The organism is Enterococcus sp. AMC2644, from assembly GCF_058216475.1.
The window spans coordinates 2885672-2901283 of record NZ_CM177095.1; the positions used below are offsets into that span (position 1 = coordinate 2885672).

At 33.4% G+C, this 15612-nt stretch carries 15 protein-coding genes; all 15 read left to right on the forward strand.

Annotation, left to right across the window (positions count from 1 at the left end):
• Positions 1 to 3: 3 nt before the first annotated feature.
• On the forward strand, positions 4 to 513 hold the full coding sequence (locus AC4BC5_RS13970) for a GNAT family N-acetyltransferase (protein WP_490495967.1): 510 nt from the start codon (positions 4 to 6) through the stop codon (positions 511 to 513).
• 134 nt (positions 514 to 647) lie between these two features.
• Positions 648 to 3032 (forward strand): glucosaminidase domain-containing protein, encoded by a 2385-nt coding sequence (locus AC4BC5_RS13975; protein ID WP_490495968.1) that lies wholly within the window; start codon positions 648 to 650, stop codon positions 3030 to 3032.
• An 88-nt stretch (positions 3033 to 3120) separates the two neighbouring features.
• On the forward strand, positions 3121 to 3306 hold the full coding sequence (locus AC4BC5_RS13980; protein ID WP_490495969.1) for a hypothetical protein: 186 nt from the start codon (positions 3121 to 3123) through the stop codon (positions 3304 to 3306).
• 251 nt (positions 3307 to 3557) lie between these two features.
• Positions 3558 to 4430, forward strand: coding sequence for a viral A-type inclusion protein (locus AC4BC5_RS13985; protein ID WP_490495970.1), 873 nt, complete (start codon positions 3558 to 3560; stop codon positions 4428 to 4430).
• A complete protein-coding gene (locus tag AC4BC5_RS13990; protein ID WP_490495971.1) occupies positions 4427 to 5335 on the forward strand; it encodes a hypothetical protein in 909 nt (302 codons plus the stop codon). The genes AC4BC5_RS13985 and AC4BC5_RS13990 overlap by 4 nt, the downstream gene beginning before the upstream one ends.
• A gap of 101 nt (positions 5336 to 5436) precedes the next feature.
• Positions 5437 to 6144 carry a methyltransferase domain-containing protein gene (locus AC4BC5_RS13995; protein WP_490495972.1) on the forward strand — a complete coding sequence of 236 codons (708 nt, stop codon included), beginning with the start codon at positions 5437 to 5439 and terminating at the stop codon, positions 6142 to 6144.
• A gap of 15 nt (positions 6145 to 6159) precedes the next feature.
• Positions 6160 to 6819 carry a thermonuclease family protein gene (locus AC4BC5_RS14000; protein WP_490495973.1) on the forward strand — a complete coding sequence of 220 codons (660 nt, stop codon included), beginning with the start codon at positions 6160 to 6162 and terminating at the stop codon, positions 6817 to 6819.
• A 15-nt stretch (positions 6820 to 6834) separates the two neighbouring features.
• Entirely contained in the window at positions 6835 to 8244 is a 1410-nt protein-coding gene (locus tag AC4BC5_RS14005) for an AcpB/EbpR/MafR family transcriptional regulator (RefSeq protein WP_490495974.1), read from the forward strand.
• A 23-nt stretch (positions 8245 to 8267) separates the two neighbouring features.
• Positions 8268 to 9617, forward strand: coding sequence for an FAD-dependent oxidoreductase (locus AC4BC5_RS14010; protein ID WP_490497561.1), 1350 nt, complete (start codon positions 8268 to 8270; stop codon positions 9615 to 9617).
• A gap of 133 nt (positions 9618 to 9750) precedes the next feature.
• Positions 9751 to 10698, forward strand: a complete 948-nt coding sequence (locus AC4BC5_RS14015) for an ABC transporter permease (protein WP_490495975.1) — start codon at positions 9751 to 9753, stop codon at positions 10696 to 10698.
• Positions 10695 to 11654, forward strand: a complete 960-nt coding sequence (locus tag AC4BC5_RS14020; protein ID WP_490495976.1) for an iron chelate uptake ABC transporter family permease subunit — start codon at positions 10695 to 10697, stop codon at positions 11652 to 11654. The genes AC4BC5_RS14015 and AC4BC5_RS14020 overlap by 4 nt, the downstream gene beginning before the upstream one ends.
• Complete coding sequence (locus AC4BC5_RS14025) at positions 11651 to 12409, forward strand: iron ABC transporter ATP-binding protein (protein WP_490495977.1); 759 nt, start codon at positions 11651 to 11653, stop codon at positions 12407 to 12409. Before AC4BC5_RS14020 ends, AC4BC5_RS14025 begins: the two co-directional genes overlap by 4 nt.
• 16 nt (positions 12410 to 12425) lie before the next feature.
• Entirely contained in the window at positions 12426 to 13403 is a 978-nt protein-coding gene (locus AC4BC5_RS14030) for a siderophore ABC transporter substrate-binding protein (RefSeq protein ID WP_490495978.1), read from the forward strand.
• Between the two features lie 393 nt (positions 13404 to 13796).
• Positions 13797 to 14753, forward strand: a complete 957-nt coding sequence (rsgA, locus tag AC4BC5_RS14035) for a ribosome small subunit-dependent GTPase A (RefSeq protein WP_490495979.1) — start codon at positions 13797 to 13799, stop codon at positions 14751 to 14753.
• A gap of 135 nt (positions 14754 to 14888) precedes the next feature.
• A complete protein-coding gene (locus AC4BC5_RS14040) occupies positions 14889 to 15542 on the forward strand; it encodes a DNA alkylation repair protein (RefSeq protein ID WP_490497562.1) in 654 nt (217 codons plus the stop codon).
• Positions 15543 to 15612 lie beyond the last annotated feature (70 nt).

A 15612-nucleotide genomic window follows, 5' to 3' on the forward strand; every position in this document is an offset into this window, starting at 1 on the left:
AAAATGATGAAGTTTAGACAGGCGACGTTGGAAGATCTTCCAGAATTAATGGAAATTGTTAATGATGCGATTCAAGTTCTTCGTCAACAAAAATCTCCTCAATGGCAAAATGGCTATGGACCTAATGAAGAAAAATTACGAAGAGATATTGAAGGTAATTCAATGTTTGTTTTAGAAGAAGCCAGTGTTTTAGCTATGGGTGCGCTAATTCCAGGTGTTGACCCCGTATATACTGCGATTGTAGATGGTGAATGGGAGGGGAATGCTCCATACGTTTCTATTCATCGTATCGCTGTAGCCAAGCAAGCATCTGGGCAAGGTTTGGCTAAATCATTGCTAAAGCATCTATTAGATGAGAGCCACAGACAGGGCATTAATGATGTACGAATAGACACACATGAGCTAAATATTGGGATGCAGAAAGCAATTTTGTCAACCAATTTTCATTATCGAGGAATTGTTTATTTTCCTATTCCTGATGGAAAAAGATACGCATATCAAAAATTGGTATAAAAAAGATAGGAAAATCCCTATTCTGGGGGATTTCCTTTTCTTTTTACGTACATACTAGTGAAATACTTTAAAAAACGAGGGATTTATTTTATAATAAGTCTAAATAAAATATAAACATTATGAAAGGAACACTAATGAAAAATAATTTAAAACTAAAACGTGCTCTAGCTACGTTTAGTATTGCATTGCTTTTAGTGTCAAACACTGCGCCAGTTTTGTCTGATGTCACAGAAACAATCAGTAGCAGTGAGAAAAACTCGAATATTGAGGAGAATACAGACGCAGTCGAAAACACAGAAAATGTGACAGAAATTATATCAGACAACTCTTCTGATGAAAAAAATTCTGAAGATACAAATATAGTTGAGGATTCAGATGAAGAAGTTAACCCAGAAGAACCAGAAAATTCAGGTGAAGAAACTAAACCAGAAGAACCAGGAAATTCAGGTGAAGGAATTAACCCAGGAGGATCAGAAAATTCAGGTGAAGAAACTAACCCAGGTGAATCAGGAAGCTCAGGTGAAGAAACTAAACCAGGAGAATCAGGGAATTCAGGTGAAGAGACTAAACCAGGAGAATCAGGGAATTCAGGTGAAGAGACTAAACCAGGAGAATCAGGGAATTCAGGTGAAGAGACTAAACCAGAAGAATCAGGGAATTCAGGTGAAGAAACTAAACCAGGAGGAACAGGGAATTCAGGTGAAGAAACTAAACCAGGAGGAACAGGGAATTCAGGTGAACAAATCAAACCAGAAGTTCCTAAAAAACCAGATAAACCCAAAGATAAACCCAAAGATAAACCCACAAATTCAGGTGATCACTCTAAAAAACAAAAAAATAACCAACAAAAAGTGACAGATAATGTTGTTGAGTCTAATCAAGTTTTGCCTAATACGCCATTATTTATTGGTCCAGCTACCTCTAATTCCGAAACTTCTTTAGATAATCGATTAGTAACAACAAATATCGCATCTTCTGATTTAAATGGTTATGAGTTGCCGCTATTAGACTCATTTAAAGATCAGCGCTCGGCAGCTCTGGTTGTAGAAGCATTATCACAATTACAAGCAGAATATAAACAAGACGCCAAGGGACCTAATGCTTTTGATAATCTTCATTTACCAATTTATGTTTATGATAAAGTACTTGGCAAAAGACTTGGAAATAGCTATGAAGATATCCGTCATTCAGGAACAGAAATAGCTGTTAAGGATGCAGTGCCAGGCGATATTTTCTTGTGGGAAACAAATGAAAAAGTAACTCAAGCAGCAATTTATCTTGGTCAAGATCGTTTTATTATGGCTGATGAAGAATTCAGTAAACAACAAGTAACATTACATTCTAACGAGGAAGACGAAAAAGCTGAAAAAGACAAAAAAGCAAGTGTACCTGGTGTAGGTGTCTTTAAACTTCAAACAGAAACAGAGTCAAAAAAAGATAAAGATAACTCTAGCGTTAATCAATCTTCCAACGTTTATAAAAAGCAACCAACGATGGCTATCCATTTTTCTGAAAACGAGCAATTAACTAATCATGGAAAGGAACTAATCAAAGGATATGCTGCTTCATTTGACTTTAGAGCCAATGCAGCTACGGAACGTTTCATTGAAACAATTGGTGAATCTGCTCGAGAACTTGGGCTCAAATATGATGTTTTTGCCTCGGTTATGATTGCACAAGCGATTTTGGAAAGTGGCTCTGGAACAAGTGGTTTATCAACTAGTCCATATTACAACTTATTTGGTGTAAAAGGCAGTCATAATGGTGCGTCAGTTACTCTTGCAACAAATGAAGACAATGGTAGTGGTCAATTATACCAAATTAATTCAGCGTTTCGTGTTTATCCAAGCTATAAAGAATCCTTAGAAGATTACGTGCAGTTGCTTCGTGGTGGGATTAGTGGCAATCCATCCTTTTATAAAAAAGTTTGGCGTTCTGAAGCTAAGAACTATTTACAAGCGACAACTGAATTAACAGGGAAATATGCTACAGATACTTTGTATAATAATAAGTTAAACTCAATTATTGCTGTTTATAATTTAACGCAATATGATGAAGCAAAAAACTCAATGGATTTAAACTTTAGCAATGCAACGATTCAAGACTTCTCTGGAATTCCAGAGTCTTATCGCCATTTAGTTAAATATCCTAAATATAATGGTGTGAATTACAATACATCTGGTTCTTACGGATCTGATCAATGTACTTGGTATGCATTTAATCGAGTGCATCAATTGGGTGGAACTGTCGGTGATTATATGGGAAATGGTGCTGATTGGGGAACTACTGGTCAAAGAAATGGCTATAAAGTTTCTTCCACACCAAAAGCTGGTGATGTGATTAGCTTTAAACAAGGTGTTGCAGGGTATCATCCATTATATGGACACGTAGCTTTTGTAGAAGCAGTTGATAAAGATAGTATTTTAATCTCTGAAGGCGACATTTCGTACTTAAATTATCGAATCATTCCAAATGAAATTGCTCTATCTAGTGGTGTAAGTTATATTACTCCTAAATAGTTCATTATTTTTGGATGAAAATTGTCGATAATGCTTGTCACTTAAAACAAGTCTTGATAAGATATGTACGAAAAGGACGGTGTCGTTTATGAAAAAACGTTTGAAAAAAAAGAAAGCTTACAAACAATACATTAAAAATATTTTTGAAGGCTATGAAGCAATGCTAGAAAACCCAGAGTTAGACGAATTAAAATTTAACTATTTAAAAGAAGAAACGATTTTAAAAAGAGACGAGAATCGTCAAATTCGCTTTACAACGCACGATACTATCTAAATAAACTATGACTATTTGCAAGCAAGACATCGGAATTACTCGATGTCTTTTTTGTTTATTACGAGTTAAATGAAATAAGAATTAAACTTGGTACATTATTTAGATTCCTAATTCAATACTAAAAAAAGAAATGAATGAAAAGGAATTACGAAGAAAACTTAAATAAAGAACAAAAAGAGAGGTTTTCATCCCCCCTTTTTGTAGTAAAAATGATAAACTATAATAGAGAAAAATTAGAGGAGGGCATTGTTATGTCTGAGGAAGTACTAGAAGAAACCAATCATCAAGAAACTTCTAATATGTATCAAGACTTTAATAAAGTTAAAAAAGTTGCTTCAAAGAATATTGTTTCGATGTTAAAAGACTTACATGATTTTGAAGCAGCTATCGAGGCTGAAAATATTCCCGAGATTTATCGAATTTACAAAGGGAAATTGCATAAAGAATTAAAAGAAACTTCGAATCAAAATCATGAAATTGATGAATTTTTATCTACAAAGCTACATGATAAATTTGTGGAACGTTTCCCATTTATGGAATATGTCGAAAAAATCTCGCCAACTATTTATTATTATAAACTTGGTACCTATTACCGTGAACGCGCAACGATTGCTTTTGATGCAAGTATTCCAGAAATTTTTGTGTTACCAAAAATTGATGATGAATGGCAATATTTCCGTCCAGAAAATCGTGAATTATTGGAAAATATTGAAAAACAAATTGATAATTTAGATGCTAAAATGATTGCAGCAGAAGAAGAAATTAAAAATTTAGAAAAAAAAGCACAAAGATTAGCTGCTAAAAAAGAAGAAATTTCAACTAGCAAAACTTTCTTTAATCGTGCAAAAACAGATGAAGAAATTGAGTTGTTAAACAAACAAATTGCTGAAATTAATAAGCAAAAATCTGAATGGTTACCGTTCATTCAAAATAAACATAAGTCCAATCAACAAAAAGAACAACTAATGAGTGCCTATGAAGAGACTCGCTTAAAACGCGCTGTTGTAACAAAAGAGTATCGACTTATTAATCAGTATTTTGGTTCAATGAAAAAAATGAATGAACAGATTCAGCAGTTTCTTGCCGATTATTTATCAACTAAGAAAGGAGAGCTAGATAAATGAGTAAATCAAAGAAAAAAATGACACGTAATACTCAGGTTGTCGATGAATCATCAAAAAAAGATAATTATTATCTTTTAAAAGAAAAAAATCATCAAGCAATTAGACGACTCATCTCAGAAAGAGAAGATGAACTTGCCGATTTGTATATGCGGAAGACTTTATTGGAAAGTAACTTTGTAGAATTATTAGATGCTTATTGTCAATTTGTTATTCCTAATGTGCCAATTTCTAAGACTGCAAAAACAAATTTACTAGCATACTTTTCTTATGAATTGCTAAAACCTTTAAAAAATATTGGATTAACCCAAACGGATAGAGAAAATGTTTGGAGAAGTAAGCATTTTGATGTTGCTTATGAGTTAGACGCAAAAAATGACCTAAAGTTAAGTTTCAAGATGGAAACCGTAGATACTCGTTTTGAAGCTGCGTATATGCCACTTATTCTAATTCATCCCAAAGAAATGACTGTTGAAGTTGATGAGAAGCAAGTATTGAAACTTATCCATCTGTGGCATAAAGACAGAATCTTCTCGCATAACCAATTATCCTTAATTAACTATGACTTAAATCAATTATTAGCATGGTTTAAGGAACTTGGCTTTGATATTGCGCCAAGTTTATTAGATAATACATGTGCGTTAAAACGAGAGTTCACTAGTGAGCTGATAGTCGATACCAAAGTATTGGATGATATTTTCATCATTAGCATGGAATCCACCGAGTATGATTTTGATAAAATAGAGGATAGCCATTATCAAGTGAAGCTAAACCAAAACCAAACTGTTGATATTTTTTCTGAGAAGGAAAGAACCAAATTATTTATTGACTCCAATAATCGTCGGCGCTCAATTTTGGATTTCTTTACCAACTATCCATTCTTAGTTCCTTTAATTGTTCGTAGTTAACTAGATAGATATCCGTACTATAGAGAGTCGGTCCTTGTGATATAGCAAGTATTCTAATCAAATATAGTTCGGATATTTTTTATTTTTATCAAGGAGTAGTTATGAAAAAATTAGAAGATATACGCTTATTTTGGGATGAATATGCGCAAGAATATGCGGAGATTCAAGATGAATCACAGGTGAGTATTCAAAAAGACTTATCTAGTTATTTTTTAGCTCAAAAAATCTTACCTGCTGCGACTTTTTTAGATTTAGCAGGTGGTATTGGCAAATATATTCCCGATATAATTAGACATGTGGAACACTATACACTAGTGGATTTATCCGAAAAAATGTTAGCAATTGCAAAAGCTACCTACAATTATTCTAACCTATATCTTATTCACAATGATCAAGAATCATTTCTAAAACAAAAATCGCAAAAAACGTACGATGTTGTTTTTTCGGCAATGAATCCAGCACTTACAACGAAAAATGAACTGGAAGAAATGCTGCGGGTTGCAAATAAGTATGTTTGTATTTTACGAGTGATTGAAGAAAGAGATCCTATGTTTTCTTTGTTAGAACAACCAGCAAAAGAATGGCAATGGATGGAAATGTACAAAGCGTGGTTAACGAAACCTTATCATACACATAGATTTACCTATACTTCTAAAGAAAAAATTTCGAAAGAATTCTTTATAGAATATTTTTCTTTAGATTTTCCACATGCTAAAATTCAAATGTTGGCAGATGATCTATTCAAAAATGAAAAAGAACGAATAAATAAGACGACGATTGTCTTTGAATTATTAATAATAGAAATATAAAGGAAGTTGCAATAAATGAAGAAAAAAATAACCAGTTTTTTAACTGTACTCATTGTAGTGCTTATCGGAGGTTGGCAATGGCTAAGTCCGAGCGAGTTTCTAGAAACCGATGAACCTAAACAAGAACAACACGAACAATCCACGACAGCTACAGTTACTGGTGAAACAGTTCAGTCAGTTGATGAGATTGACTTAGATAATCCACCACGATTTGAAAAAATCAGTGTGTCGTCTTTACGTAGTGTAGACGGGGACACCTTTGCTTTTTATACAAAAGATGGCGAAGAACATAAATTGCGTTTGTTAATGGTTGATACACCTGAAAGTGTTAAAAAAAATACATCTGTACAGCCATATGGGAAAGAAGCAAGTGAATTTACGAAAGAACAATTAACCAAGCAAGACATTTCTTTGGTTTTTGACAAGGGAGAAGTAGTCGATAATTATGGACGCTTTTTAGCATATGTGTATATTGGAGAAAACTCTTTGCAAGAACTCTTATTAGAAAATGGACTAGGAATTGTTCGTTATGTAAATGCAGGTGGAGATAGTTTTGTTGATGAACTATTAGTAGCCCAGCAAGAAGCGCAAGATGAAAAACGAGGTGTTTGGAGTAAAAAAAATTATGTCGTGCAGATGAAAAATGGCTATTATCGTTACAATGAAGTTGAATAGAGTTGAGGTGGTTCAATGAAATTAACTGAGTTGATGGACAAACATCAACAAGTACAAATGACAATTTTTCAACGAGTTCTAAAAAGCGATGGTGTGATACGTATCAAAGATTTAGAACGAGAATTGAATATATCCGTACCAACATTACAAAAAGAAATTAGAGCATTAGAGACTGCGCTAGAGTTGTTTGATGAAAGATCAAAACTTCTACGATTAGACAACGATTATTTAAGTATTCAATTAGCAAATGAATTTTCTGTAAAAAACTTCGTCTATTCATACTTAGAAGAAGCCTTAGACTATCAAATTTTATTATTTGTTTTTCAACACAAACGAGTGTCAATTACTAAAATGGCACTTGATCTACAAGTAAGTGAAGCATCTTTATTCCGGAGATTGAAGTCAATTAATCAACAATTGGAAGAGTTTGCTATTCAATTTCGTAATAAAAAAATAATCGGGGATGAATTACAAATTCGCATATTTTATTATTATCTTTTTTGGGCGAGTTTACCTTTTGAACAATTGCAAAAAAAGTTTCGTAATCCTACCATACAAAATTTGATTCAAGTTATTGAAAAACATTTCCACTTAACGTTTACGAAAGAACAATATTGGAAACTGTTAGTATGGCTAGGAATTATGCATAGTCGCTTTGATTATCGTGGAGAGCAGAAATATCGCTTGCATAAAGAAACCATACATGAGATTGAGCAAGATGTGTTTTATCAAGAGTTGAAAAATATTTTAGCACGTTATTTGAGTCGCTTTGCCTTTCAAGGATCAGATGAAGAATCGGTGTATCTATATTTCTTCTTTTTATCAGAAGATTTACTACCTTCAGATAAAAATTGGCTAGCGCAATCACCATTTATTGCTAAATTTCTAACGTTGAATAAAAAAATTTACCAAGTTTTAGTGGAAAATAGTGATGTATCTGCATTTGATGTCTTTTTACTTGAGTTACATATTAAGGTAACTTTCTCAAAAGGGTGGATTGATACAGAAGAAAATGACTTATTGCTACTGTCTGACTATGACTCTGCCAAAATGTCTGCCTGTATGTCAATTATTGAGGAAGAATTATCAAAAGATATTTCCAATTCACAATGGCAGATGTTGGATCAGGCATATGGATTAGTAGTCGATATCCATCAAAGAAGGCAACAGCAAGAGCTGTTAGTTGGTATCGCTTCAGATGATTCATTGCAATCAGAAGAAATGTATCAATTCATTCAACAACATTTAGCGAGTCTGCCATCTGTAAAAGTTAAAAAAGCAAAAGATCGTGTATATTCGTTACTAATTGCTTCAGAATATACTGATATATCTCAATATACGTATGAAGAACTATATATTTTTAGTGGGCGATTATCTTTATTTGAAATTAATCGATTAAAACTAGCGATTCAAGAATTGCTATGAACAGGAGTGGAGAAGTTTTGCGAGTGGTAATTATTGGCGGTTCTCATGCAGGAATTGCTGCAGCGAGACATTTGAAGAAAATCGATGAGACGATTGAAGTGGTTATCATCGAACGTTCCAACGTTTTAGGGTACATTGGAAGTAGTTTAAATCTTTATTTGGAAGGCTTTATTGATAAGTTAGAAGATGCACGGACAGTTACACCAAGTCAATTATTGGCAGAACAAATTAATGTCTTAATTAATAGTCGAGTAGTTGCTATTGATGAAAAAAATAAGTCAGTTGATTTTACAACCGATAATGGCAATATTCATTTAACGGATAAAGTGACTTATGACTATTTAATTTTAGCGATGGGGTCTAGTCAATATCATACTGATTTTTCATCAGAAACTGAAGCAACCATGACAAATTTTAAAACATTAACGCAATCAAAAACGGCTTTAGATACTTTAATGGATGCAAAAAAAGTTGCAATTATTGGTGCGGGATTAATCGGTTTTGAATTAGCAGAGTCATTGAGTAAATACAATAAAGAAATCTACTTAATTGATCGTATGGATAGCGTGTTATTTCGCTATTTTGATGAAGAAATTACTCATGAATTATTGCAAAAATTACCTAAGAATGTTCATATCTTATTGAATAGTGATGTTCGAGAAATTGCCATGACCGAGGAACAAGCTGTGACAGGAGTAATTTTAGCAAATGGGCAAATGGTTGAGGTGGAAGCTGCAGTCTATGCTATTAATCCTCGTCCGAATGTCGAATTAGTGACGGACATCTTAGATATTAATATGGATGGAACAATTGATACCAATGAATTTTTAGAGACTTCCAATCCGTTTATTTATGCGGTTGGCGATTTAGTTTCTGTTCATTTTAATCATTCTGCTATGCCGATTTATATCCCATTAGTTACTAATGCTTATCGTACAGGAATGATTGCCGCATCAAATATTTTATTAGAAGAAAAAATTCCATTTCCAAAAGTCCAACGAACGATTGTTAGTCAATTGTTCGACACCTATTTGGCAAGTTGTGGTATCAATGAAGAAGAGGCACCATATTATGGTTTAGATGTTGAGTCAGTGACTAAAACATTCAATAAAGAGGCATTGTTTCAATTAGATGATTGTTTTGAACTAACCATTAAGCTCGTATACGATGTGGAAACAAAACAGTTAATGGGGGGACAGCTAATGACCAACTCTAAACGAACGTTAGAAATTATTAATACATTATCAACGTTAGTTACTATGGAAACAACACTAAATCAACTGATAACAATGGATTTTTATTTTAATCCAAAACTATCTACCCCCTTACATTTTCTAAATGTCTTGGCTTTAGAAGGCGTCATAAAACGTTAAAAAGAGTAAAAGAATTGTTATTTCAGCAATTCTTTTATTTTTATATGAAAAAAGCATTGTAATTTTCTGCATTTTTTAATAAACTAAACAAGAGAATGATAATCGTTCTCAACTGAACAGTAAGGAGTTTGACATGAAGAAAGTTTGGTTATTTCTGAGTTTAATCCTTCTTGCTATTGTTTCGCTTTTTGTGGGAGTACATCAAGTGTCATTATCTGGATTACTCAATGGGGATGAGACACAATGGATGTTATTACTGAAAACACGAATTCCCCGAACAATCAGTTTGATTTTAGCAGGAGGAATGTTAAGTGTCTGCGGGAAAATTATGCAGCATTTAATGCAAAACCGATTTGTTTCTGCTGGAACAATTGGAATGATGGATAGTGCGCGGTTAGGTATTTTATTAGTCATGTTACTATTTCCGAACGGATCGATTTTGTTACGTGCGGGTGTAGCGTTCATCTTTGCTTACATAGGTGTTTTGCTATTTTTGAATTTAAGTCGAATTTTACCTAAAGGTGACCCAATGATTTTACCTTTAACAGGAGTCATGTTTGGAAATATTATTGGTGCAATTGCTTCTTTTTTTGCGTATCAATTTCAGTTAGTTCAAAATTTATCTTCTTGGTTACAAGGAAATTTTGCGACAGTCATGGAAGGTAGCTATGAATTAATTTACATAACCATACCAGTGTTTATAATTTTATATTTACTCGCCTATCAAATGACGATTGCCGGATTAGGCGAAGAACTCGCAACTAATCTAGGTATGAATTATCAATTGTTACAGTTTATCGTTTTTGCTTTAGTCGCATTGGGCAGCAGCTCAGTATTAATTATGGTCGGAAATATTCCTTTCTTAGGCGTAGTTATTCCGAACTTAGTTGCTTTATTCTATGGAGATCATTTAAAAAATACGATGAGTGTGACTGTTGTATTTGGGAGTGTTTTTCTATTGATTTGCGATATTTTATCACGTGTATTGATTGCTCCATATGAAATTCCTGTAAGCGTTGTTGTAGGAGTAATCGGTGGCGGACTTTTCTTATTCTTACTAATTAGGAGGAGAAAAGGATGAAAAAAAACCGTTTTGTGCTTAAAATTGGGGTATTATTTGCTTTGTGTGTACTGGTAGTCATCTTATTCTTAACATATAACACGTATGGGAATTGGGATTTTGCGTTGAAGTTAAGAGGAAAAAAAATCTTAGCGTTCATCTTTGTTGCTTTAGCAACATCAGTCAGCACGATTGCCTTTCAAACGATTACTAAAAATCAATTTTTAACTCCAGGGATTTTAGGGCTAGATAACTTGTACATTATGATTCAAACATTGTTGTTCTTCTTTGTAGGTGGCGTTAAAATCCTATCGCAGGAATCAATTTGGATGTTCATTACCAATGTCACTTTAATGACCATTTTAAGTGTGCTTTTTATTTCCTTTTTTATGGATAAAGTAACCGGAAACTTATTTTTACTTCTAATGGTCGGAATGATTTCTGGAACTTTATTTTCAAGTGTTAGCACATTTATTCAGGTATTAATGGATCCAAATGAATATGATTTATTACAAGGCCGTTTATTTGCGAGTTTCAGCAATGTGAATAGTAATCATTTGCTAGTAGCAGCTGGGATTATCCTCTTGTCAGTACTAGTCTTATGGTTAGTTTCTCCAGAACTGGATATTATGCATATTGGTAGAGACCATGCGGTGAATTTAGGGATTTCTGTTAACCGACTTCAAACTCTTTGCTTATTCTGCATTTCTTTACTGACTGGAACTGCAACAGCTTTAGTAGGACCGACAGTTTTTCTTGGTTTTATTGTTGCGACAATTAGTTATCGCTTGTTTGCAACGTATCAACACAAACAATTGTTTGTAGGAAGCTTTCTATTAGGTATTTTGTTATTAGTAGGTGGACAATTTTTAGTTGAACAGATTTTTCAATGGAGTACTACCATTAGTACGGTGATTCAATTTGTTGGTGGGCTATTCTTCTTAGGAAAAATTTTATCGGAAAGGAAAAAGGTATGATTCAAGCACAAGAAATTTCAAAAAAATACGATAATAAAATTGTATTACAAAATGTTGATCTCGAATTACCAAAGGGAAAGTTAATTGCTTTTATCGGACCTAATGGAGCAGGGAAAAGTACCTTTTTGTCACTTGTTAGTCGCTTGCAACCACAATCAAGTGGTGAAATTTTTCTGGATCGAGAAGAGGTTCGCAGCTGGAAATCGAAAGAGTTGGCAAAGAAGCTAGCTATTTTGAAGCAAAGTAATGCGATTCAATTAAATATTTCAGTTCGTGAGTTAGTGTCATTTGGCCGTTTTCCTTATAACCGAGGAAAGTTAACTACTGAAGATGAACGTATTATCGATCAAGCGATTGAACAGATGGAACTTCAGAAAATGGTAAATGAATCTATTCATTCATTATCAGGAGGACAGCTACAACGTGTTTATATCGCGATGATTTTGGCGCAAGATACAGAATATGTATTATTAGATGAGCCGTTAAATAATTTAGATATGAATCATGCAAATCAAATGATGCATTTGTTAAAGCGTTTAGTGTCAGAACAAAACAAAACAGTTTTGATTGTGTTGCATGATATTAACTTTGCAGCAGGTTTTGCTGACCATATTGTTGCAATGAAAAATGGGGAAGTTTTCGCTACCGGGGAAACAGAAATTATTATTCAACCTGAAGTATTAAATAAATTATATGGAATGAACATACGGATTTGTGAAATCGAAGGAAAACGATTTTGTATGTATTTTAGCTAATAGGAGGAATTTTTTTATGAAAAAGATTTTTAGTGGAATTCTTGTATTAACAGCGGCATTAACATTAGTAGCTTGTGGTAACACTGGGGGAGATACAGCGAAGTCATCAGAAACAGCAACATCTACATCCGCTGCTTCTTCAGAGGAAACAAAAACAGACGTCACAGTGACTGACTCAGATGGTGATGAAGTAACGGTACCTTTTAACCCAAGTAAAGTAGTCGTTTTTGACAATAGTGCGTTAGACACAATGGATGCATTAGGTGTGGGTGAATCAGTAATTGGAGCTGCAACAGATAGTATGCCTGATTATTTAGAAGCATATAAAGATGTTGAATCTGCTGGCGGTATTAAAGAACCTGATTTGGAAAAAATTAATCAATTACAACCAGACTTGATTATTATTTCTGGTCGTCAAGCAGACTATAAAAAAGATTTACAAGCAATTGCACCCACTGTTTATTTTAGTACAAATGGAGAAGATACTTGGGGTTCAATTCAAACAAACGTAAACACAATTGCACAAATTTTTGGCAAAGAAGCAGAAGCTGAAACAAAAATTGCTGAATTAACAGCTTCGATTGATGAAGTGAAAGCAGCCGCTGAAGCGTCTGGTGAAAAAGCATTGACAGTATTAGTTAATGAAGGAAGTCTTTCTGCTTATGGTTTAGGTTCTCGTTTTGGAATTGTGCATGATACATTTGGTTTTGCTCAAGCTGATGAAAATATTGAAGCTTCTACTCATGGTCAAAATGTATCTTACGAATACATTTTAGAAAAGAATCCAGATGTAATTTTTGTTGTTGACCGCACCAAAGCAATCGGAGGGGATACTTCCCAAAATAACGTAGCTGATAATGACTTAGTTAAAGAAACGAATGCTGGTAAAAATGGCAAAGTGATTGCTTTAGATCCACAAGTATGGTATCTATCTGGTTCTGGATTAGAATCTGTACAAATTATGTTAGATGATGTGAAAAAAGCAGTTGAATAAGAAAAAATAGGTCGGTGACTTAAGTAGCTTGACAGTAAAATATCCGAACAATAGAAGATTGCTCCTTGATTTGGCGTAACTCATACTATTTTGTTTGGATATTTTCGTCTGGTTTTCCTTGTGTCAAAGACCTGTTTTTATTGTTTTATGAAAACGATTTTAAAAACAATTGTATCTGACTAAAAGATATGTTACTCTACTATTATCAACTAGAGAGAAGGTGCGTGCAATGTTAAATACATTTAATCAATCGAAGCTAAATTGCAAACACTTTTTCTTAAACCAACAATAAGTCATTTATTCTATGTTTAAAATTAAGTACTCTATGATTTTGCATTTAGCGGGTCATAGAGTTTTTTATTTGCAATTAAACAAAGAATAGGTGGAGAATGAATGAAAAATCAATTACAGTGTGGTCGTATAATAGTGGTTTATGGCAATTATTATCGAGTACTTACAGAAAAAGAAGAAGTGTTAGCACAACTTTCTGGGAAATTGTTAGCACAAACAAAAAATGGAATAGATTTACCAACAGTTGGTGATTGGGTTGAATTTCAATTGCTAGATTATCAAAAAGGCATTATTCAACAAATAAAACCACGAAAATCAAAGTTTTCTAGAAAAATTGCGGGTAGTCAATCTGATGAGCAATTAATCGCAAGCAATATCGATTATTTATTTGTTGTAACTAGTTTGAATGATGATTTCAATTTACGGCGTTTAGAACGTTATTTCGCAGCTAAACAAATAAATGTTGAGATAGTTGTCGTATTAACGAAAGCTGATTGTTGTTCTAGTTTGGATGATTATTTAATTCCATTATATGAACTAACCACAAATATTATTGTTACAGGACTTGAGACTGATGAGGGGATTAAAAAGATTGCTGATTACCTAAAATTTGGGAAAACTGGAGCATTCGTCGGTTCTTCTGGTGTTGGGAAATCAACATTAGTCAATCGACTACTACAAATAGAAAAAATGACAGTTGCGGATATTCGTTTTGAAGACAGTAAAGGCCGCCATACCACCACTCACCGAGAGTTAATATCTCTACCAACAGGCGGCTATATCATTGATACTCCTGGAATGAGAGAATTTCAATTGTTTGAAGACAATGAATTAGATAGCACTTTTCAAGATATTATTGAGCTTTCAGCTGCTTGCCATTTTAATGATTGTCGTCATGAATCTGAAAAGGGTTGTGCCGTTAAAGCTGCGATTCAATCTGGGGAACTAACGGAGTCTCGATTGTTGAATTATATAAAATTACAGCGTGAACTTGCATTTCAAGAAAGACGTCGTAAGCAAAAAGAACGATTAAATAATAAGCGAAAAAATACCCGCTAACGGGGAATTAGCGGGAGGAGAAAAATGAAAAAGTGTTAGGTTTTTGGTATATATAGAATATAACCAGAAAATATGAAGAATTTGCGATGAAATTTAGGAAGGATGCAGAGTTTTTTATTAAGAAAAGAGGCTGAAATAATGTTTGAAACAATATTCAAGCAATTTTTAGATGCTGCAGATTCAAAAAAAGCTAAAAAAATGGCAGCATATATGCGAAATCAATTTGCTTTTTTAGGTATTTCTGCAACTGATCGTAAGTTAATTTGCAAAGAATTTTATAAAGAAAGTAAACAAAAAGAGATTGATTGGCACTTTGTTTTTGAATGTTGGGAATGCCCTTATCGTGAATTACAATATGTTGCGATTGGTTATTTGACTGTTCTCAAAAAAAGTTTAACTCCAAATGACATTTCATCGATTCAACAATTAGCTCAAACCAAATCTTGGTGGGACACAATTGATGGCTTAGATAAATTAATGGGCGAAATTTCAAAAAACTATCCAGAAACCAAGGCAGTTTTAATTCAATGGAGTACAGCTGAAGATTTTTGGTTGAGGCGGATAGCAATTGATCATCAGTTGCTACGTAAGCAAGAAACAGATACAGAACTATTACAAATTATTTTAGAAAATAATTTGAATCAAACTGAGTTTTTTATTAACAAGGCAATTGGTTGGAGTTTACGTGATTATTCAAAAGTAAATCCTGATTGGGTCAAAAACTTCATTAATGAACATTTGGAAGGATTATCTAAATTAAGTATCCGAGAAGCAAGTAAATATCTTTAGAAAAGATTATCGCATGTGAAAGATAATAATAAAATGCAGATGCCAGAAAAAATTTAAGAGGCATTTGCAT